Annotated in this window: 19 protein-coding genes, 1 pseudogene and 1 CRISPR repeat array; of the genes and pseudogenes, 9 read left to right on the top strand and 11 right to left on the bottom strand. The window is 34.5% G+C overall.

What is annotated here, in order from left to right:
• From E4O00_RS12725 to recQ, 3 genes are read right to left on the bottom strand one after another with little or no spacing between them, the layout of a single operon-like run.
• On the bottom strand, positions 1–648 hold the full coding sequence (locus E4O00_RS12725) for a P-II family nitrogen regulator (protein ID WP_253677714.1): 648 nt from the start codon (positions 646–648) through the stop codon (positions 1–3).
• Positions 645–2,126 (bottom strand): DUF1538 domain-containing protein, encoded by a 1,482-nt coding sequence (locus tag E4O00_RS12720; RefSeq protein WP_253677713.1) that lies wholly within the window; start codon positions 2,124–2,126, stop codon positions 645–647. Before E4O00_RS12720 ends, E4O00_RS12725 begins: the two co-directional genes overlap by 4 nt.
• Positions 2,127–2,137: 11 nt before the next feature.
• A complete protein-coding gene (gene recQ, locus E4O00_RS12715) occupies positions 2,138–4,024 on the bottom strand; it encodes a DNA helicase RecQ (RefSeq protein ID WP_253677712.1) in 1,887 nt (628 codons plus the stop codon).
• A gap of 309 nt (positions 4,025–4,333) precedes the next feature.
• On the opposite strand from recQ, the gene cas9 (E4O00_RS12710) reads away from it, so the two are divergent.
• From cas9 (E4O00_RS12710) to E4O00_RS12675, 8 genes are all read left to right on the top strand, one after another.
• Positions 4,334–4,669 carry a type II CRISPR RNA-guided endonuclease Cas9 gene (gene cas9 / locus E4O00_RS12710; protein WP_253677711.1) on the top strand — a complete coding sequence of 112 codons (336 nt, stop codon included), beginning with the start codon at positions 4,334–4,336 and terminating at the stop codon, positions 4,667–4,669.
• A complete protein-coding gene (cas9, locus tag E4O00_RS12705) occupies positions 4,626–7,646 on the top strand; it encodes a type II CRISPR RNA-guided endonuclease Cas9 (RefSeq protein ID WP_371922735.1) in 3,021 nt (1,006 codons plus the stop codon). The genes cas9 (E4O00_RS12710) and cas9 (E4O00_RS12705) overlap by 44 nt, the downstream gene beginning before the upstream one ends.
• Positions 7,643–8,047 (top strand): Cas9 endonuclease PAM-interacting domain-containing protein, encoded by a 405-nt coding sequence (locus E4O00_RS12700; protein ID WP_253677710.1) that lies wholly within the window; start codon positions 7,643–7,645, stop codon positions 8,045–8,047. The genes cas9 (E4O00_RS12705) and E4O00_RS12700 overlap by 4 nt, the downstream gene beginning before the upstream one ends.
• A 22-nt stretch (positions 8,048–8,069) precedes the next feature.
• Positions 8,070–8,522 carry a Cas9 endonuclease PAM-interacting domain-containing protein gene (locus E4O00_RS12695; RefSeq protein ID WP_253677709.1) on the top strand — a complete coding sequence of 151 codons (453 nt, stop codon included), beginning with the start codon at positions 8,070–8,072 and terminating at the stop codon, positions 8,520–8,522.
• Positions 8,519–8,953 (top strand): CRISPR-associated endonuclease Cas2, encoded by a 435-nt coding sequence (gene cas2, locus E4O00_RS12690; protein ID WP_253677708.1) that lies wholly within the window; start codon positions 8,519–8,521, stop codon positions 8,951–8,953. The genes E4O00_RS12695 and cas2 overlap by 4 nt, the downstream gene beginning before the upstream one ends.
• Positions 8,950–9,624, top strand: a complete 675-nt coding sequence (gene csn2, locus E4O00_RS12685; protein ID WP_253677707.1) for a type II-A CRISPR-associated protein Csn2 — start codon at positions 8,950–8,952, stop codon at positions 9,622–9,624. The genes cas2 and csn2 overlap by 4 nt, the downstream gene beginning before the upstream one ends.
• A gap of 92 nt (positions 9,625–9,716) precedes the next feature.
• Positions 9,717–10,082: direct repeats of the CRISPR family, unit length 36 nt; unit sequence GTTTGAGAGTTGTGTAATTTAAGATGGATCTCAAAC.
• 937 nt (positions 10,083–11,019) lie between these two features.
• The gene (locus E4O00_RS12680; RefSeq protein ID WP_253677706.1) at positions 11,020–11,664 is read left to right on the top strand and encodes a TetR/AcrR family transcriptional regulator; all 645 of its coding nucleotides are present in this window, start codon (positions 11,020–11,022) and stop codon (positions 11,662–11,664) included.
• A gap of 87 nt (positions 11,665–11,751) precedes the next feature.
• A complete protein-coding gene (locus tag E4O00_RS12675) occupies positions 11,752–13,107 on the top strand; it encodes an MATE family efflux transporter (RefSeq protein ID WP_253677705.1) in 1,356 nt (451 codons plus the stop codon).
• A gap of 4 nt (positions 13,108–13,111) precedes the next feature.
• Here the strand turns inward: E4O00_RS12675 and E4O00_RS12670 are convergent, their stop codons facing one another.
• The 8 genes and pseudogenes from E4O00_RS12670 to E4O00_RS12635 all read right to left on the bottom strand — a co-directional run bounded on the left by E4O00_RS12670 (position 13,112) and on the right by E4O00_RS12635 (position 20,457).
• Positions 13,112–14,353, bottom strand: a complete 1,242-nt coding sequence (locus tag E4O00_RS12670; RefSeq protein ID WP_253677704.1) for a TraB/GumN family protein — start codon at positions 14,351–14,353, stop codon at positions 13,112–13,114.
• 37 nt (positions 14,354–14,390) lie between these two features.
• A complete protein-coding gene (locus E4O00_RS12665) occupies positions 14,391–15,143 on the bottom strand; it encodes a PLDc N-terminal domain-containing protein (RefSeq protein WP_253677703.1) in 753 nt (250 codons plus the stop codon).
• A gap of 111 nt (positions 15,144–15,254) precedes the next feature.
• On the bottom strand, positions 15,255–15,566 hold the full coding sequence (locus E4O00_RS12660; protein WP_253677702.1) for a hypothetical protein: 312 nt from the start codon (positions 15,564–15,566) through the stop codon (positions 15,255–15,257).
• Positions 15,553–15,969 (bottom strand): annotated as a pseudogene (locus E4O00_RS12655) (RNA polymerase sigma factor); the annotation flags it as partial. The pseudogene E4O00_RS12655 and the gene E4O00_RS12660, both read right to left, overlap by 14 nt.
• Positions 15,970–16,349: 380 nt before the next feature.
• Positions 16,350–17,405, bottom strand: a complete 1,056-nt coding sequence (locus E4O00_RS12650) for a ribonucleotide-diphosphate reductase subunit beta (RefSeq protein ID WP_253677701.1) — start codon at positions 17,403–17,405, stop codon at positions 16,350–16,352.
• A gap of 12 nt (positions 17,406–17,417) precedes the next feature.
• Positions 17,418–18,536, bottom strand: coding sequence for an AI-2E family transporter (locus E4O00_RS12645; RefSeq protein ID WP_253677700.1), 1,119 nt, complete (start codon positions 18,534–18,536; stop codon positions 17,418–17,420).
• Positions 18,536–19,330, bottom strand: a complete 795-nt coding sequence (nagB, locus tag E4O00_RS12640) for a glucosamine-6-phosphate deaminase (RefSeq protein WP_253677699.1) — start codon at positions 19,328–19,330, stop codon at positions 18,536–18,538. The genes E4O00_RS12645 and nagB overlap by 1 nt, the downstream gene beginning before the upstream one ends.
• Before the next feature lie 95 nt (positions 19,331–19,425).
• Positions 19,426–20,457, bottom strand: coding sequence for a YeiH family protein (locus tag E4O00_RS12635; protein WP_253677698.1), 1,032 nt, complete (start codon positions 20,455–20,457; stop codon positions 19,426–19,428).
• A gap of 151 nt (positions 20,458–20,608) precedes the next feature.
• On the opposite strand from E4O00_RS12635, the gene E4O00_RS12630 reads away from it, so the two are divergent.
• Positions 20,609–21,988: a tryptophanase gene (locus E4O00_RS12630; protein WP_253677697.1), complete on the top strand. Its 1,380-nt coding sequence runs from the start codon at positions 20,609–20,611 to the stop codon at positions 21,986–21,988.
• The last annotated feature ends 84 nt before the right edge of the window (positions 21,989–22,072 follow it).

Genomic DNA, 22,072 nt, shown 5'->3' with positions numbered 1-22,072 from the left:
CTATTTTATACCGTAAGCCTTACTTATAGGAATAACAAAAAGAATTCCATGGCCGTCTTTTTCCACATCGGAATTTTTTCTGATTGCTTCAACTACATTATCAAGCTGCTCATCATCAACAATGGTTAAAACAATTTCTTTTTCGGGTTCAATTTCCATGTCAAAGATAAGCTTTGTTTGATTAAGCCCGGAGCCTCTTGCATGAATTATTGTTCCGCCGCGTGCTCCGGCTTCTAAAGAAGCATCGACAACTTCATTTGCTTTTCCTCTATTAACAACAGTAAATATTGCAGACTTCATAGTTTTTACCTCCTCCCGCTTAAATACGGGCTTTTCATCATCAAGAGTGTTTTCAATATTAATAAAACTTAAAGGCATACGGAATGCTATACCGAAATTTTTCCTCGTAAGATTGAACTTTTTATTCAACTCATCCATAAGACCGTCTAAAAATTCTCCATTTCCGGCCGTCAAAATCAATTCTTTTCGTGTTTCTTGAATCCCTAAAAAATCAAGCAGTTTACTTTTTACAGTACCGAAGGCAATCATTATTGTTGCTCCGGTAAGTCCCTTCTCCTTAGCGTACCTTACTATTTTAGTTGCACGCCCGAAAGGAACTAAAATTATTAAAAGGGAAAAATCGTTCATTTTTGTTCTCCTGCACTTTTAATCTTAAATATCAATCCTAAAATTTGCAGCGAAATAATAGGAGCCAAAGCTACGGCTGCGATTATTCCAAAACCGTCTATCAATACATTTGCTGTCGGAGTGGAATTAGCAAGGCCTTGAGCAAGTGATAAAACAAAGGTCGCAGTCATGGGGCCTGAAGCAACACCTCCGGCATCAAAGGCTATACTTACAAATAAATCCGGAACAACAATGGACAATAAAAGTGAAATTATATATCCGGGTAAAAGCATATGCCATAACTGAAAAGACGGTTCTATAATTCTAAGTAACGAAAGCATTACCGCAAAACTGACACCGATACATAAAAAGATTAAAACTATCTTACGTGGAATATGACCGCTCGTTACGTTTTCTATTTGTACCGTCAAAACATAAACGGCAGGCTCAGCTAGAATAGAAACAATACCTATCAAGGCTCCGATAAAAAGAATTAAGGGCCTAGTTCCTATTTCGCCTAAGCGGCTTCCCATAGCTATTCCTACATCCAAGAAACCCGATTTTGCTCCCCACATAAATAGAAATAAACCTATCAATGTAATTATAAGACCTTTAATAACCGGAATTAAATCTTTAGCCCGCAATTTAATACTGATAAAGTTTGTAATTAAAAATATCACCGTTAAGGGTAAAAGGGATAAAACACATTCATAAAGTATCGGCAAAAAGTGTTCCGCAAAGGGATAAAATATCCGTGTATGAACATCCAAATTGAAAACAAAATCATCGGCAGAAATTTCTTTTGTTTTTCCGAATACGCTCAAAGCCAAAACAGCTACGATTGCTCCTGCAGAGGCCATACCTACAAGCCCGAAAGCATCTCGCTCGGATGCGGCCGAATCTTTTTTCATCTCTGAAACACCGGCAGCCAAGGCCAAAATAAAGGGTACGGTTATAGCTCCCGTAGTTGTTCCCGACGAATCGAAGGCTATCGAAATAAACGCCGAAGTCGAAAAAAGAGAGAGTAAAAATATAACTCCATAAGAAAGAGCAAAAATGATTTTTTGAGAAACATTAAATACGGTCCTCAAAATACCGAAAACCACAAAGGCAGCAACACCGACGGAAACAACTACTATTAGCCTTACTGCGGGAATCCCGTTCTTAGTTACCGTCTTTACCTGACTTGCCAAAATTTGTAAATCGGGCTCTGCAATCGAAATTAAAAAACCGAGGGCGAAACCGCCTAAAATCAAAATCAGAATTTTATTCCGCTTTGTAATTTCTTTTCCCATTTGTAAACCGATTTTTGTAACGCTCATCTCGATTCCAAACAGAAAAAAAGCCAGTCCGAATATTATGCATACACTCCCGATTAAAAATCTAATAAAGACATGATAATCGATATGAATAAATGCAAAATTCAAGATTGTTGTCAAAATGACGATTGGTAAAACCGACATTAAAACTTCTTTAAATTTATCAACTAAGATATTCATATTTTAAAATCCTAATCCAATTTCTTTTTATTGTGAGAGGTAACAAGTTTAACAATTAGTTCCCCGTATTTTTCTTTTTTTGCCTTTCCGATACCGAAAATATTGTCAAGCTCTGCAAGTGAAGAAGGTTTTTTAAGACCTAAATCAAAGATTGTTTTATCCGAAAAAATAATATAAGCGGGAACCCTAGCCTCATCGGCAAGCTCCCTGCGCTTTTGTTTTAAAGCATTAACAATCGCCTTACCGCATGCATCCAAATTATTTTCAGCTACTTGAGGTTTTGATATTTCTTTTACTTCCTTTTTAGCAGAATTATCTTTTTCATAATTAAATGGAAGCATAATAGCAGTTCGGGCTTGAAGTTCTTCTTTTGCTTTTTGAGTTAATGACAACACCGAATAATCTTCGTCCTTTATAAGGTAGTCTTCAGCCAATAATATGCGGACAAGATTAAACCATCCTTCCCTATTGAATTCAGTACCTATACCCCAAACGGAAAGATCATTGTGTTTGTTTTCGAGTATGCGCTTTTGCTTTGAGCCTAAAAGAACATCGATAATGTAGCTCGCACCGAACCTGCATCCTGTTCTGACAACACAGGATAAAAATTTCTGCACAGGAACGGTCAGGTCAGTTTTTTCTATTTTTTCTCTGGAACAAAAATCACAACAAGGTGCATCGCCCTGTACTTCTTTTAATTTTTCTTCGGATATATTTTCTCCAAAATATTTTAAAATCGCACGGCGGCGGCAGCTATTGGCTTGTGCATAATTACTTATGGCGGAAAGCATAGTTTCAGCTTTTCTCACCTCATCGGGAGATTTATCCTGCATCAAAAATTTAAGCTTAAAAATATCGGCAGCCGAAAAAAGCAAAAGAGCATGAGCCGGATTTCCGTCTCGCCCTGCCCTGCCTATTTCCTGATAGTATTGCTCTACACTCTTGGGTAAATCAAAATGAATAACAAACCTAACATTAGGTTTATTTATTCCCATCCCGAAGGCCACGGTTGCTACGATTATTTCGATATCGTCATTGATAAAGTCATTTTGAGTTTTTTGTCTAAGCTCATCTGAAAGTCCTGCATGATAGGGCTTTGCATTGTATCCTAAAACCGACAGTTGAACAGACAATGTATCTGCCTGTTTACGGGAAAAACAGTAAATAATACCGCTTTCGCCCTTATGCTCTTTTAGAAATTCCGAAGCCTGCTCAAAGGGCTTTTGCTTTTCTTTAACTTCCAAAAAGATATTTTTACGGTTAAAACCGGCAATAAATTCCTTTGGTGTCTTGAGTTTCAGCATTTTTTTTATGTCTGACCGAACCTTTTCGGTTGCCGTTGCCGTTATGGCAAGACAGGCAGCATCTGTTAAGAGCTTGCGGATTTCGGCTAACTGCCTATATTCAGGTCTAAAATCATGCCCCCATTCCGAAATGCAGTGAGCCTCATCTATTGTAAGACAATCCACTTTTATTGAAGAAAGAAGCTCCTTACATCGGTCGCTGACCAAGGTTTCGGGAGCAACATAGAGTATTTTTACCTCTCCGTTTTTAATACGGCGGATATTATCGGTATATTTTTCCCAATCCAATGAGCTGTTTAAGGCAACAGCCTCCACCCCTATTGTTTCCAAACCGCAAATTTGGTCATGCATGAGGGAAATTAAGGGGGAAACCACTATGGTTACACCTTCAAAAATGAGAGCCGGAATCTGATAGCATAAAGATTTTCCGCCCCCTGTCGGCATTACAGCAAGGACATCTTTTTTTTGGAGAATGCTATCTATAATTTCTTTTTGAAAGGGTCTGAATTCATCATACCCGAATACATCCTTTAAAATGCCTTCAGGGGAGGATATTGTCTTTTTACTGTCAGAGCCTTTTGATCCGCGCGTCATATATGGATGATATTATACCCTAAAACGCCAAATTAAGCAAGCATCAAGTGAAAAGTTATGGAAAGTAGTCCGTATTCAAACAGTAGCCTCAAATAATTCAATATAAAATGTGGACAGGTATAAAAAAATAAGTTATAATTTTGAGTAATTAATAAAAAAGGCTTAACCATGTTAAGCCTTGATGCTCCACAATGAGCGGTCCCCGAAAGGACGATTTTGATGAATTCTTATTTGAACTCGTTGTGTAATTTAAGATGGATCTTAAATTGTGTAAGTATATTTTAATATTTTTTAAAGGAATGGTCAATAATGAAAAGAGAAATTAAGGATTATTTTCTCGGATTGGATGTAGGAACGGGCTCTGTCGGCTGGGCAGTTACTGATACTGACTATAAGCTTTTAAAGGCTAATCGTAAAGACCTTTGGGGTATGAGGCTTTTCGATACGGCAGAAACGGCAGAAGCCAGAAGGCTTCACAGAGGGGCTCGGCGCCGTATTGAGAGAAGAAATAAAAGAATAAAATTGCTTCAAGAGCTGTTTGCCGAAGAAATTGCAAAAAAAGATGAGGTATTTTTCCAAAGAATGAAAGAAAGCCCTCTTTATTCAGAAGATAAGACCATATTACAGGAAAATAGTCTTTTTTAATGATAAAGATTTTAACGATAAGACCTATCATAAAGCTTATCCTACTATAAACCACCTGATAAAGGCTTGGATTGAAAACAAGGTAAACCCTGATCCAAGGCTTTTATACCTAGCCTGCCATAATATTATCAAAAAAAGAGGCCATTTTTTATTTGAAGGTGATTTCGATTCGGAAAATCAGTTTGATACTTCTATAAAAACTCTTTTTGAATATCTGCGTACAGATATGGAACTAGATATTGATGCCGATACTCAAAAAATAAAAGACATTTTAAAGGACAGCTCTTTAAAAAATTCAGAAAAGCAAAGCCTTCTAAATAAGCTTTTAGGACTAAAGCCGTCCGACAAACAAAAAAAAGCTATTACGAATTTAATATCGGGTAACAAGGTAAACTTTGCAGATCTTTATGATAATCCCGACTTAAAGGATGCAGAGAGAAACAGCATATCTTTTTCTAAAGACGATTTTGACGCTTTAAGCGATGAGCTTGCTTCATTTTTAGGAGATTCTTTTGAGCTTTTGTTAAAAGCAAAGGCTATATATAATTGTTCTGTTCTTTCAAAGGTAATAGGTGATGAGCAGTATCTTTCTTTTGCAAAGGTTAAGATATACGAAAAGCATAAGAGCAATTTGTCCAAATTAAAAAATGTTATAAAAAAGCATTTCCCAAAAGATTATAGAAGAGTATTCGGATATAAACTGTCTGAAAACAATATCTGTAATTATTCGAGATATGTAGGGGTATGTAAAACCGGAAGTAAAAAAAAGATTATAAAAGACACTACCGGCCAAGAAGATTTTTATAAATTTTTAAAAAGCATTCTTTCTGCCAAATCGGACATAAAAGAAATAAATGATATATTATCCGAAATTGAAACAGGAACTTTTTTACCTAAGCAGGTGTCTAAAAGCAATGCAGAAATTCCTTATCAATTGCGCAGGACGGAATTGGAAAAGATATTAGCCAATGCAGAAAAACATTTTTCTTTTTTAAAAGAAAAGGGTGAAAATGGTTTATCTATCAGCGAAAAAATCATAATGCTCTTAACATTTAAGATTCCTTATTATATTGGGCCTATAAACGATAAACATAAAAAATATTTTCCCGATAGATGCTGGGCCGTAAAAAAAGAAAAAGCCCCTTCCGGTAAAACCGCCCCATGGAACTTTTTTGACCGTATAGATAAGGACAAAACAGCTGAAGCCTTTATTACAAGCAGAACTAATTTTTGTACGTACCTAACAGGAGAAGAAGTTTTACCCAAAAACTCTCTTTTATATTCCGAGTTTACTGTTTTAAATGAAATCAATAATTTACAGATTGTCATTGACGGAAAAAATATATGCGATATTAAACTAAAGCAAATGATATATGAAGAGTTATTTAAAAAATATAAAAAAATTACGCAAAAACAGATTTCAACTTTTATAAAAAATGAAGGTGTTTGCAATAAAACGGATGAGGTAATTATTTTAGGTATTGATAAAGAATGTACATCTTCATTAAAATCTTATATCGAGCTTAAAAACATATTCGGAAAGCAAGTAGATGAAGTATCTACAAAAAAGATGCTTGAGGATATTATAAGATGGGCGACTATCTATCATGAAGGAGAAGGTAAGAGCATTCTTAAAACTAAAATAAAAAATGAGTATGGTAATGCTTGTTCCGATGAACAGATTAAAGCTGTTCTAAATCTTAAATTTTTAGGTTGGGGAAGATTATCCCGTAAATTCCTTGAAAGTGTCACATCAGAAATTCCAGGGTTCAGTGAACCCATAAATATAATAACGGCAATGCGTGAAACTCAAAATAATTTAATGGAGCTTCTCAGCAGTGAATTTAAATTTAATGAAAATATTAAAAAGATAAATTCGGCGTTTGAAGATACCGAAAAACGATTTTCATATAACGGCTTGGTCAAACCCTTATTTTTATCGCCGTCGGTAAAAAAAATGCTGTGGCAAACTCTTAAACTTGTAAAAGAAATATCTCATATCACTCAAGCCCCTCCTAAAAAAATATTTATCGAAATGGCTCGCAGTGCAGAACTTGAACCTGCAAGGACTAAGACAAGATTGAAAATTTTACAGGACTTATACAATAATTGTAAAAATGATGTAGATGCTTTTAGCTCCGAGATAAAAGATCTTTCAGGTAAAATAGAAAATGAAGATAATTTAAGGCTTCGCAGCGACAAACTTTATCTTTATTACACACAGCTTGGAAAGTGTATGTATTGCGGTAAACCAATTGAAATAGGACATGTATTTGATACAAGCAAGTATGATATCGACCATATTTACCCTCAATCAAAAATTAAAGATGACAGTATAAGTAACCGGGTTTTAGTATGCAGCAGCTGCAATCAGAACAAGGAAGATGAATATCCCTTGGCGTCTGAGATTCAATCAAAGCAAAGAGGCTTTTGGAATTTTTTACAAAAAAATAACTTTATAAGCCTTGAAAAACTAAACAGATTAACAAGGACAACACCAATAACTGATGACGAAACGGCAAAATTCATAGCCCGCCAGCTTGTAGAAACAAGACAGGCTACCAAGGTTGCAGCAAAGGTATTGGAGCAAATTTTCCCCGAAACTAAGATTATTTACTCTAAGGCTGAAACAGTATCAATGTTTAGAAACAAATTTGATATTGTAAAATGCAGAGAAATAAACGACTTTCATCATGCCCATGATGCATATTTAAATATTGTTGTCGGAAATGTATATAATACAAAATTTACAAATAATCCTTGGAATTTTATAAAAGAGAAAAGGGATAATCCTAAGATTGCCGATACTTACAACTATTATAAGGTTTTTGACTATGATGTAAAAAGAAATAATATTACAGCATGGGAAAAAGAAAAAACAATTATCACTGTAAAGGATATGCTTAAAAAGAACACCCCTATTTATACACGCCAAGCTTCCTGCAAAAAAGGGAGCTCTTTAACCAAACCATTATGAAAAAAGGTTTTGGTCAACATCCTTTAAAACAAAAAGGCCCTCTTTCTAGTATTTCAAAATATGGAGGCTATAATAAGGTTTCTGCCGCATATTATACTCTTGTAGAATACGAAGAAAAAGGAAAAAAAATACGCAGCTTAGAAACCATTCCTCTATATTTGGTAAAGGATATTAAAAAAAATCAAGATGGATTAAAAAGCTATTTAAAAAAACAGACAGGGAAAAACGAATTTAAGATTTTGGTTCCCAAAATAAAAATCAACTCCCTCTTAAAAATTAACGGATTTCCTTGCCACATTACCGGAAAAACCGGAGATTCCTTTGTGCTAAGACCTGCTGTTCAATTTTGCTGTTCAAATGACGATGTCCTTTATTTTAAAAAAAATCATAAGATTCAATGAAATAAGAAGTCAACGAGAGAATATGGGAAAAACAATTCATCCTTATGAGGATTTATCTTTTAGATCCTATGTAAAAGAAGAACTATCAAAAAAGAAAAAAACAGATGAAATAGGAGAAGATGAGTTTTATGAAGTTCTTCAAAAGAAGAATCTGGAAATCTATGATATGCTTTTAGCAAAGCACAGGGATAGTATTTATAGTAAAAGGCCGAATTCTACAACCTTAGATATGCTAATCAAAGGAAGAGATGCATTTATAAATTTAAAGACTGAAGATCAAATTAAAATTACATTAGAAATTCTAAAACTATTTTGTACTACCAGAGAGGCGATTGATTTAGGCTTAATCAAAGGAAAATCTACAGCCGGGGTTACAACATTAGGAAAAAAAATATCAAACCTTGATAACTGCATTTTAATTTATCAATCGATAACAGGGGTTTTTGAAAAAAGGATTAATTTGCTAAAGATATGAGTTGGAGAACCGTTGTTATTTCAAATAGGGCAAAACTGGATTTAAAGTTAAATCACCTCGTAGTTCGAGGAGAAAAAACTCAAAAAGTTTTTATAGAAGAAATTTCGGTTTTAATCATTGAAACGACAGCGGTCTCTATAACTGCAGCCTTATTAAATGAACTTATAAAACAAAAAGTTAAGATAATTTTTTGTGATAAATTTTTAATTAAATCCGGTTTTATTATGCAGCAAAAGTCTGTTTACTCAAAATTAGTTTTAAATCTTACAAGCCGAGATTCTGTAGTAAAGAATATAGAAAAGAACAAACCGCCTGAAGGCTTGGTTGAAGTATTAACAGTTACCGAAAAACAATATGCAAGAATGGAAATTATTATTGGAGAATCAAAAACAGAATATTTACATACTGATGAAAGGCTTGTTGTTCTATGAAACTAGTGCATCCTGATCTCGAAAATCAAATAGTCTTTTCAGAAAATAAAGTTAATGTTTTAACCATAGAGAATAAAGCCTTTTTTACCAAATTTATATCTGAGCTTTTTAATCAATATTCAGGTAGTGAAGGGAAATTCATACTATCAGAAGATAATAAAGAACTTTCTATCCAAAAAACATGTGAACTTATACTTAATCCTATAAATATTGATATAAATAATAAACAAAATCTAAATAAAATTTATTCAATTTTAAAACAAAATATTTCCGATGAGTACAGTTACCTAAAAACATGCAGCATAAAAAGCGAAATATTAAAGTACCTAGACGAGATACTTTTTTCTTTAGATATACCTCTCAAAAGGAATGAAGAATTTAATTTGATCAGCATATTTAAGGCTGTTAATATTTCTTTTGAAACAGAATACAATAATTTACTTGAAAAAATTATAGACTATATAAGTGCTTCTGTGGAGCTAAATCAAATAAGATGCTTTATTTTTATAAACCTAAAACAGTTTTTAAATTTCAAAGATCTATCCGAACTATATAAATTTGCCCGTTACATAAAAACAAATCTTTTTTTAATAGAAGGGACATACACATCTACAAAAGAAGATTGTGAAAAGCCTTATATTATTGATAATGACCTTTGCGAAATATATTGACAATAAATACACCTCATGATAATATTAAGGGTAATCATCTTAGACTACCGCTATCCATAGTGTGATAGGCTCTCACCTACGCCATATCTGAGGTTTGAGAGTTGTGTAATTTAAGATGGATCTCAAACAAAACAATCTTTTTCATTTTCATATCTCCTGTTTGAGAGTTGTGTAATTTAAGATGGATCTCAAACTATTTTCTTTTAACAAATCTTTTATTCTTTGTTTGAGAGTTGTGTAATTTAAGATGGATCTCAAACTGTAGTGTTCTTCCATTCCCTCAAAATACGGTTTGAGAGTTGTGTAATTTAAGATGGATCTCAAACGCTGGGAAAAAACAAAAAATCGAAACTATAGTTTGAGAGTTGTGTAATTTAAGATGGATCTCAAACGTTGCGTTAAAATGTATAACATAGGAAAGGGTTTGAGAGTTGTGTAATTTAATGAAACCTCGAAAAGCAGCAAGCCTATCGGCTTGTTCTGTAAGTAAATTATTCATCATATTCACTAAAGCAAATTGCGAAATAGTTTTTAGAGGTTTTCCTTAGATTTAATTTGAGGTATTTTTAATAAGTCATTATTACATAAAAACTTATTAAAAACTCGTCGGACATATCTATTCCGAAAGATGCGAAATAAATCCAACAAGGTTTTTAGGGAAGACCTTAAGATGGATATCAAACGAATATTACAAAATCATTTCTTTAGAGCTTTTTTGAGAGTTGTGTAATTTAAAAAGGAGACAAAACAAGAATTGAAAAGTTAAAAAAATTGCGGGTTATATGAAATAGGAAAATAAGAGGTTTTCAGACCGAGCCTTGCGTACAAGCTTTATTCGGGTAAAAACCTCTCGTTAGTTGCGTGGTACCCAGTTACACTCGGCAACGCCTCACGCCCCGCTTATTTTCATTATATCGCAGTATGAAAATTTTTCAAGCCACTAAAAAAAGGGGCGTTGCCCGCCGGCCAGATTTTGCTTAGGTGCAAATTTTTTAGGGTCAGCGGGTCACCCCTCTTATAAACGGTGCAAAACTGCCGTTATTTTTCTTACATAAGAGTCCCGCCCATCTTCACTATAAGCTACTTGGACGCAACTCTTTTATAAAACAGCATAGCAATCTGCCGTTGTTTCTATTATATCACACTACACTACATTGTCAAGACTTTAAACAAAAAAATCTTAGAAGGTTTCTTGCAAGCACAGGGCTGGTCGCCCCTCATGTAAGGAGGGACGACACCCTGTTAAAGCGGTATAGCAATCTACCGTATTTTTTATAAGTATACAATATTGTGGGTAAAAGTCAAGTATAAATTCTTAATATTGTGTCAACAAACCAGAGAAGGGACTCCCTAGCCGAAGCATAAAAGCATTTTACTTTTCACCCTTTCTTTTTTTTGCTTTTTCCTTATAATATAGATATGGCAAAATTCACGAGAAAAACAAGGGAAGAGCGCTCTCTTGAGATAATAGAAGCAGCAAAGACTGTATTTTTAAAAAAAGGGTTCCGTCATACAACTATGGAGGACATAGTTGCAGCCACAACTCTTTCAAAGGGCGGTGTTTATCAATATTTTAAAAGTACAAAGGCCATAATGTTTGCCATAATGGAAGCCGGAAATTATTTTAGATACAAACGGAATGAAGAAATTTTTAATGCCGTAAAAGATATTGATGATATTTACGAAATTGTAACTCAGGCCCTAATGAGAAAACTCTTTGACGAGGTGCCGGAAAAACGGCTCTACCTTATGTTCCTTGCCGAAATTATATATGATAAAGAGTATGAAGAGCTTTTTTTACAACTTGAAGATCAGGCTCATAAGTTTATAAGCGAGAATCTTGAACATTTGTTTGTGAGAAAAAACTTAGCCGGAAAAAAAATAAAGTATAAGACAAATAAGGCAGGGAAACTCTACTCCCGCTTCTTTAACGGAATTCTTATAATGTATGAACTTTTTGAAGATAAAACTATTTTTGATAAAAAAGAAATCCATGACCTCATCTACTCTTTTGTAAAAAAAAGCTTTGTTGTCAGCTGAATTACTAAAAATTAGTTAGCTTATCTTGACTTTCTTCTCTCTTTTTATATAATATAACTGACGCAATCGTCAGTTATGGAGGTTCTTATGACAGATAAGAGAGAGTATTTAATATCCGGTAATATGTTTAAGTTGATGATGGAGTTAAGCATTCCGGGCATTATAGGAATGTTTGTAATCAGTTTATACAGCTTTGTAGATGCAATTTTTGTAGGGAGATATGTAGGAAGCACAGCCTTAGGAGCTATCAGCCTGGCCTATACCTTTACATTGATAAACAACGGCATTGCAGTTTTAATAGGAATAGGTTCTGCTTCAGTTTTGTCTAGGGCAGTGGGAAGAAACGATCAAGAAACCGTTGATTCGATTATGGGAAACATACTTTTACTAACCCTTCTTTTTTCATTTGGAACTATGACTGTAGGATTAATTTTTGCACCGCAGCTTTTACACCTCATAGGAGCTGAGGGAGAAATGCTTCGCCTTGGTATAAGCTATTTAAGAATTGTATACCTCGGATCAATCTTTGTAAATTTTGGTCAGGCGGCTAATATGGTTATGCGGGGCGAAGGAAGAATGGGACTGGCCATGCTTTTGATGGGTATAAGTGCCGTCTTAAACATTATCTTAGATGCCGTCTTTGTAATTGTATTAAAGAAAGGGCTTGAAGGGGCAGCCATTGCAACAGTTATATCTCAAGTTGTACTTGCAATATGCAACTTTTGTTACTTTGCATTTTTCAGTAAAAATATTAAATTTAAGCATTTTAAAATTCAAAAAGGCATAGTAAAAGAAACCCTTTCAATCGGCTTTTCGGCAATGCTCATGCAGGTCTTTGCTCTTTTACAACAGGCAGTTATGTATTCTACATTAAAAAAATACGGCGGAGAAGATCAAGTAATTTTAATGGGAGCTTTTTTTAGATATCTAATGCTCTCCTTTATTCCGCTTTGGGGAATCAGTCAAGGTTATCAGCCCTTTGCCGGAACAAACTTCGGAGCTAAACAATTTGACAGGGTGAAAAAAGGAACGCTTTTATTTTACGGCTTCAGTTTATGCTTAGCCCTAATATTTTGGCTTGTCTTTTTAATTATACCTGAAAGAGTCTTAGGGCTCTTTTTGGAAAACGCGGAACTAATATCCTTAGGAAGAACAAATACAATGCTCGCAATGTCCTTATTCCCCTTGTCGGCAATTATGATTATAAATCTAACCCTCTTCCAAGCCTTGGGTAAGGCAAAGTATGCAGGCATCTTGGTAATTGCCAGACAGTTTTTACTTTATATTCCGGCCGTATTAATTCTGCCTATATTTTTTGGAACTCGTGGAGTTTGGATTTCAAGCCCGATAATAGACACCTTGGTTATGATTTTATCCACATCTATAGTGATTAAACTTTTTAAAAAAGATCTAAGTGCCAAAGATAAGGCATTGAGTGCATAGGTTCTTATTTAAACTTTACCCTTTTGCAAGCGGGAGAATCTTTTACCGTTATCAAATATTGATATAGATCGGTTATAAGAGTTTCTCCCGGCATTGCTTTTTTTCCGTTGGTATTCATTTTGTTAAAGAGCGAATTTTTATAATTTAACCTGTATATGTATAAATCTCCTTTACCTTTTTCCAGTATATCTTGATAGTAAGCTTGAAGATAAAACATTTTGTTTTCAAGTTTTTCCGATTTATAATCATTATGAGGATTAGAATACATACAATTTATATATTGAATCATAACAGATAATATTTTATCGCTGTAAGATTTATTCGCTTTTATATATGAAGCAAATGGCAAAAGACCGTTTACCGGAGCTTGCCAAACATGAAAATTCCCCCATACTCCAAAATATTTATTTTTGTCGGTATCCAATATGCGGAAATTATCATACATCATCTTATCTCTTTTTTTATTGAATTCATTTTGAGGGGCTGCATAAAGGGTCTTACAGTTTAAAATATTATCATTGATTAATTTTAATAGTTGAAAATCTTTTTCACTTAAAACTTTTTCCCCCATTTCTTCATCAATGAGTAACTTATTACATTTTTGAGCAATGGAATAAATATCTTTATCTGCTTCTCCCTTCATTACAAGTTTTTCCAATAAAGTTTTTATATCCGAAAGATGTTTTAAATTTTCCTTTTCTTTAATTAATAAATACATGGCTGCATAAGCAAGGATCGGCTGATGTTCTACATCTGCACCTATTATTTTTATGCGGTTTTCTTTTTGTTGAATTTGATTATATTTATATAATTTTCTATAAAAATCAAAATGATCTTGAGTACAAAAATAAGTTTTATATGTATGCTTTTTTATTTGCTCTAAGATTTTTTCATTTCCCGAATCCAAATATAGATTGATTAAAAAGGCTTGGCTTATTGGAATTTCTTCAAGCAGATGATTAAAATTATAATTTTCATGTAAATATTTTAAAAACTCAAATTTTAAAATATAGTTGGCCGAAACGGCATGATTTTCTCCTATCAGGATAATATCATAATTAGTTAAATCTTCTTCTTCAAAAATTTTATCGAGATATTTTTTATCTTCAAAATTTATAGAAAATGTATTATCCTTTAGGGCTTCATAATAATCTTTTTCCGCATACTCATTTTGTTCTTGTGCGCCTAGAGCAAAACTTAAAAAAAAGAATAAAGCAAAAACAACTGTCAAAATATTTTTTTTCATTTTATACCTCTCATAAAAGTTTTAATTTTAAATCAATTTAGCGAGCATTAAATTCAAAAGAACCCGATGCTTTACTGCATTTGATTTTAAGTTTAATTTTTTTGCCGACATAATCCGACATATCGATTTCGGTGTTTAATATATTTCCGTCTTTATTATTATCAAAAGATTTAATTATCTTTTCACCAAAACTTATTTCTACCGAAATATTACCTGAATCTATATTCCATGAACATCTTAAGTTTTTACCTTCTTTTATTGTAAAGGTGCTGAATTTTTCGGAAGTTTTATATTTAAATGATGCCTTATATAAGTTATTAAAATTAGTTTGACTTTGCATAAGAGCTATGTCTGAATTCGGAAAAAAATTTTCTATTTCTCCGTTGAAAGCCGATTTAAAGATATAAATCGATAATATAATCGAAAAAATTAAACTCAAAAGGGTTAAAATACCTGCGGTAATCAAAGGCCAAAGATTTGCCTTACTTCTTTTATTTACGGCTTCCGAAACAGAGGGCATCTGTTTACCGCAACTTCCGCAATAAGGAATTCCGGCAGCCTGAGTAAATCCGCATGAAGAACATTTTATTCTCCTGCTTTTTCGGGCTGCTACAAGATAAAGAATTAGTCCGAGCACTGCCGATAAAAAAAACACAATCAAAACCCAAACCAAGGCTTCGTCGTTTCTTTCCTGAGCATCCTTGTAAACCCAATATGCAATAAGAATGCGGGCAGCAAGTGCAAAAATAGATGCTGTGATGATAACAGCAATAAGTGAAACAAAAAACATTTTTTCCTCCATAAAAACTTTTTGTTAAGGATTATAAAATCCTGAAAAAAGTTTTTTTCAGGTGTGTGCTGTTAAAGCACACACATACCATAAGAACTTTCTATAAGGATTCTAAAATCCATATTGAACCGCGTTTGTACTATATTTTAATTTTAAAAGAATACTTAAAAAAATAGTGATGTTTATAATTCCTATCCCTAAAAATATAAAAAAAGGGAAAATCAAACCTATGTTTATAAAAATAATACCCGAAAAAATTGCGGTAATTATATTTATCAAAATAATAAATACAGGAACATCCAAAAGATTATTGTTTTGCATATTTATCTGTGCATAAATTTTTTTATTTATATGCAAAGGAGTTTTTTCACCTGTGTTTAAAATTTCACTTATCACAATATCGGTTTTATCATTTGATTCCATATCCGCTCTCCTCTATTATATTTTTTAAAATACTACGGCCCTTATTAAGCCTGCTCTTTACCGTTCCCTCAGGTATATCTAAGTTCTTTGAAATATCAGCAATGCTCATATCCGCCGAATAGAACATTAAAACGCTTATCTTAATTTTTTCGGGCAAAGAAGAAACAGCCTTTTCGATTTCTTCTTTCAATTCTTTTTTTTCGAATTCGATTTCGGGTAAAACTTCATAAGGAGAAGAAAGAGATTCAAGTGCCGTGCTCGAAGGAGGTGCAAGTTTAACTCTTATAAAAAACTTACGAAATTTATTTTTATGTATTCCGGCAGCAATCGAAAATAAAAAAGCCTTAGGATTTTTATCAAATGCTATTTTGTCTTGCAGCTTAATTGCTTTTAACATTGTTTCTTGATATAGGTCTTCAGCATCAAGTCTTGTTTTTTCAAGCCTTAAACAAAAGCACCAAAGAGAATCTCACGCTTGATCAATCAAAAGGTTTAAATCGATTTTATTTTCCATTTTCAAATTCTTGACCAAAGGCCTCATACTAATATCGTCGCAAAAAAGAAAAAGGTTCAAATTTATTTTAATTTATACTTTTCAATACGCTGGACTTTTTTCTCGCTTAACATATAGATATAATAATACTTAACAAGTTTCAGAGTGGTGATGGAGCTAATGGTCCTTTTAGTTTTGAATATAATAAGGGTATCTTTGGCGAAAAACTTATATTACACTAAAGCTGAAGAATGCCCCGGCCGCTTACACAATAAGTAACAGGACCGAATTTATAAATCATCCACCATTGCTGAGGACTTTGCGTAGGCTGTAGACTTGGCTTCGAAAAAGTCCGTCTTAATCAGGTTTGCATTGCTGTACTGGCTGACCCAGCTCATGGATTGTGGTTCTTCCCTGTGGCCGTCATAAATCGGAGCAAAGCCGAGATTTTCACATCTGAGGTTTCCCAAATATTGAATATAGTCGGTTACCATCTGACTGTTAAGCCCCGGAATATCGTTTCCTATAACATAATTTCCCCAAGCTATTTCCTGCTCGCAGCCTTCCTTTATCATGGCTCTAAAAAGCTCAATATTTTCAGGAGTAAACAGCTGAGGTTCTTCCTTTTGCAATTCTTGAATCATCGAACGGAAAAGCCAAAGGTGCGTATTTTCATCGCGGTTGATATAACGGATTTCTTGTACCGAGCCTGGCATCTTATTGTTTCTTCCCAAATTATAAAAAAACATAAAGCCTGAATAAAAATAAATACCTTCCAAGATGTAGTTTGCAACGCAGACCTTTAAAAAAGCACGAGCACTCTTGTCCGTTTGAAATTCGTTGTATAAATCGCCGATAAATTTATTTCGGCGTAAAAGATGTTCATCATCCTTCCATTGATATAGAATTTCTGTCCTCTCTTCGGGAGAACAAATTGTATCGAGCATATAGCTGTAGCTTTGCGAATGAACGGCTTCTTGAAAGGCTTGAATGGTAAGGCATAAGTTTACCTCGTTGGCTGTTACATATTGTCCGACATTGGGAAGGTTTGCTGTTTGGATGCTGTCCAAAAAAATCAAAAAAGAAAGAATCTTATCATAGGCCGTTTTTTCCGGTGCGGATAATTTTCGATAGTCTTGAATATCGGTGGTCATGTTTATTTCTTCCGGTATCCAAAAATTATTCATAGCCTGTCTGTACCAATCGCTTGCCCATGAATACTTCATATTGTTAAAATCGTTTAAGTTAGTTGTATTTCCTCCGATCATCTTGCGCTTGTGAGTTTCTATATCTCCATTTTCGTTAAACAAAGCCTTATGCGGCAAAATAGTTTTTTCCGTTATCATAAATTTTTCTCCTTATACTAAATGTTCAAAACTGTCATCTTCATTTTCTTTTTTTTCTTCTATATCCAATGCCATATCCAAAATTGTAAAGAACAAAATTACAATCATCGGCCCTAAAACAATTCCGTCAAATGAGAACATACTTATTCCGCCCAACATTGAAAAAAAGATTAAAAGAGGATGTATCTTTATTCTATCCTTTAAAAAGAAGGGGCGTAAAAAATTATCCATAAAGCTGATTATTGAACCTGCAACGACCAAAAATACCAATCCCTTTACAAGGCCGTCCGTAAAACATAAGCCCACTCCGACAGGGAACCAAATTAGGCCGCAGCCGACAAGAGGTAAAAATGAACTGAAAAATGTTAGAATTGCAAGCAATAATGCACTTTGAACTCCGAAAATAAGATAAACAATCAAAGATGCAAGACATTGGTAAAATGAAACCAAGAAAAGCCCTTTAAAAAGATTAGTCGTAATTTCTCCTATTTTAGAAAACAGCTTGCTGGATGTTTCATTATCTATCGGGATGGCATGTTTTAATAAACTGAAAAGATATGCTCCGTCTACATAAAAAAAGTAAAGAGCAAAGGCAAAAAAAACAAGGGACAGAAAAAAGGAGCCTGCATTTTTTACAAGGCTTGTTGCATACCGCAATATCCGATCCGATGAGGCTGATAAAAGACTTAAAAATTCTTTTTGTAAATCAAGGTTTGAAATATCTACCGTCCCCATAGACAATCGGTTTACGGCTGCAGCTATATCGGTTTTGGAAAAACCGGATTCCGAATTATTTATGTTTTCTAAAAAGTTCTGAATATTTTGAACAAGAATTTTACCTTGGCCGAATATTTTTATCACTACAAAAAACAAGACCCCGGCAACAACAAGAACTGTCATTATTGCAAAGCTGCCTGCAAGCAATCTTTTTTTTATATGAAAAGTTTTTTTCTCTTTATTCATTTTTGATAATATTTTATTGTATATCGGGCTTACTAAAATATACATTACTGCCGACCACAATAAAACACTTGCATAAGGCAAAAACAACTTACCTACAAGAATCAGCATTCCTGCAAGTAATACAAAAAACGAGATAGTTTGCAGCCTGTATTTATTATCCTGATGCATTAGTTTCTTTTTTCCTTTTCTATATCCAAAAAGTATTTTACCGTTTTTACCTTAAGCTCATCGGTAGCTTCATCATCGCATATTATAATCGATTTGGGGTGAAGTTGTAAAGCACTTACAGTCCACATATGGCTTATCCCACCTTCCACTGCATGATGCACCGCCTCAGCCTTAGCGTGTCCTGTTGCCATTATAAGAACTTCTTCAGCATCCATAATTGTACCTATACCTACGGTCAAGGCTGTCTTTGGAACAAGGTCTTCGTTTCCCTCAAAAAAGCGGGAATTCATTATGATGGTATCGCGTGTTAAAGTTTTTTCCCTTGTACGGGATGTTAAAGAAGAATAGGGCTCATTAAAGGCTATGTGTCCGTCAGCCCCTATTCCGCCTAAAAACAAATTAATTTTTCCGTAAGAGCGGATTGCTTTTTCGTAATCTTCACATTCTTTTTTCTTATCTTTTGCCATTCCGTTTAAGATGTGAATATTTTTAGGGTCGATATCGATGTGATTAAAAAAATTATCCATCATAAAGTAGTGATAGCTTTGCGGATGAGAGGCTTCCAAGCCCACATACTCATCCATATTAAAGGTAACAACATGCTTAAATGATAAAACACCTTCTTTATTCTTTTTTATAAGCTCTTTGTAAATACCTAACGGCGTTGAACCTGTAGGAAGGCCTAGAACAAAGGGCCTTTCCTTTGTAGGATTAAATTCGATAATTTTATTGCCTATATAATCGGCAGCCCATTTTGAACAATCGTCATAATTATTTTTTATGATAAGTCTCATAGAATTTCTCCTCTTAGACTAAAAGTCTAAGGACTAAATAATACAAAAAAACCGGAATTTAGTAAAGAAATGCGGCAGCTTTTAAGTTTACAATTTTACCAGATTCCCATAACCTTTTGCATAAGCAGACTAACAATAGTAATGGATATCCAACAGCTTGCACCCAAAAAAAGAGGCTTGCCGCCGGTTTTTATTAACTTTAATACATTGCTGTTAAGGCCTACAGCCGCCATCGCAGCAGTAATAAGCACCTTACTCAATGTCTTTGCCGGGACAAAAACCGATGATGGAACTCCTAGATTTGATAAAACGGCTGTGATAACCGAAAGAGCTATAAAATACAAAATAAAAAAAGGAAAGATTTTTTTTAGATCTACCTTTTTTTCGGCCGAATTTTTCATCTCTTTTACCCTCAAAAAAGCAAGAGTAAAGGTAATCGGAATAATAGCGAGGGTTCTTGTAAGCTTTACTGTTACAGCCTTATCCAAGGTTTGAGAGCCCAGACTCCACATACTGTCCCATACCGCAGCAGCGGCCGTTACTGAAGAAGTATCGTTTATTGCAGTTCCTGCGAATATGCCGAAGGCCTCTCCTGAAGCCGTATCAAAACCTAATACCCTTCCAAGAGTTGGAAAAATAAGGGCTGCAAGGACATTAAAAAAGAAAATAACAGAAATTGCCTGAGCCGCATCTTCGGCATCTGCATCTATCACCGAGGCAGATGCCGCAACAGCCGATCCTCCGCAAATTGAAGAACCCACACCGATTAATATCGCCGTATTTTTATTAAGCTTCATCAATTTATAAAGAACAAAAGAAATCAAAAGCGATATACCGATTGTACATAATATAATGGGAAGAGATTGCGCTCCCGTTTTTAAAATAACCGTATAGTTTAAACCTGCACCTAAAAGCACAACAGCCCATTGCAAAACCTTTTTTGAAACAAAGGTAATTCCCTGAGCAGCCGGACCCTTATCTTTCCATAAAAGCGTAATAGTCATCCCCATTAGAAGCGCTATTACCGGAGCTCCGGCCAGCGGAAACATTTTGCCCAAAAACCATGCAGGTAAACAAATCAATGCAGATACCGCTATACCTAAAAAATTATTTTTTATTGTTTCCATAAATCAATTCTCCAAATTTGCCGGAATTATATCTCTTATATAATTATGATGTCAATATAAATAAATTACAACTTAAGAATTCTAAAAAGGCTTGACAGCAAAAAAAAGGGATGATAAACTGTACGGCATAATAACTATAGGAGGCTTTTTAATGAAAAAGTATGTACCGGAACCATTTAGAATTAAAATGGTTGAACCCATCAAAATGACAACACGTGAGGACCGCATTAAGTATCTTGAAAAAGCAAAATATAATATGTTTAACTTACGCGGCGAAGATGTCTATATTGACTTACTGACAGACAGCGGAACCAACGCAATGAGCGATAAGCAGTGGGGCGGTGTTATGGTCGGAGATGAGGCCTATGCCGGAGGAAAAAGCTATTTCAAATTAGTTGAAGCCGGTCAAGATATTTTCGGATATGAATTTATCCAGCCCGTTCATCAGGGAAGAGCTGCAGAAAAGGTATTATTCCCCTTGCTGCTTAAAAACGGTCAGGTTGCTATTTCAAATATGTTCTTTGATACGACCAGAGCTCATGTAACTCTGGCAGGCGGAAGACCGCTCGACTGCGTATGCAAAGAAGCAAAAAAACCTTCCGAATATGCTCCTTTTAAGGGAAATATGGATGTTGAAAAACTTGAACAGCTTATTAACGAACACGGAAAAGAAAAAGTCGGCATGATTGTAATGACAATTACAAACAACTCTGCCGGCGGACAGGCTGTTTCAATCCAGAACATTCGTGATGTTGCCAAAGTAGCAAAAAAATACGGCATTTTGTTCAATATAGACGCTGCACGGTTTGCAGAAAACGCATACTTTGTAAAACAAAGAGAAGAAGAATTCAAGAATAAATCCATTAAAGAAATTATCCGTGAAATGTTCAGCTATGCCGACACCTTTACAATGAGTGCCAAAAAAGATGCTATCGTTAATATGGGCGGCTTGATCGGTATTAAAAATAATCAGGAAATCTATCAAATGATTAAGGGTAACTGTATTTCTTTCGAAGGTTTTATCACCTACGGAGGTCTTGCAGGACGCGACCTTGAAGCCTTGGCCATCGGTTTGTATGAAGGTATTGATGAAGAATATCTGAAATACCGAAATGCTTCTATGGAATACTTAGCTTCTCAGCTTCTTGATGCAGGTATTGCAATTCAAAACCCTGCAGGCGGGCACGGCGTTTATGTTGATGCAAATGCCATGTTCCCTCACATTCCGTATTATGAATTCCCCGGCCACACTCTTTGCGTAGAATTATACAAGGAAGCCGGAATCCGAACATGCGACATCGGTTCTTTCATGCTCGGAAACGACCCCGAAACCGGAGAACAAATCAAATCCGAATTTGAATTCGCCCGCCTCGCAATTCCTAGACGAGTATATACACAGTCTCACTTAGATGTTATTGCAGGAGCTTTAATTAACATTAAAGAAAGAGCATCTCAAGTTAAGGGATACAAAATTATCTGGGAACCCCCGATTCTTAGACACTTCCAAGCTCATTTAGAGCCTATAAAATAACAGCCCCTTTTAAATAAGCATACATACCGATTAGTCTTGTAGGCTAATCGGTATTTTTTTGTAAAATTATAATATACCGGCTCG

This window comes from Treponema sp. OMZ 788 (assembly GCF_024181245.1).
Lineage (GTDB): Bacteria > Spirochaetota > Spirochaetia > Treponematales > Treponemataceae > Treponema_B.
This window is presented reverse-complemented; position numbering and strand designations above follow the sequence as displayed.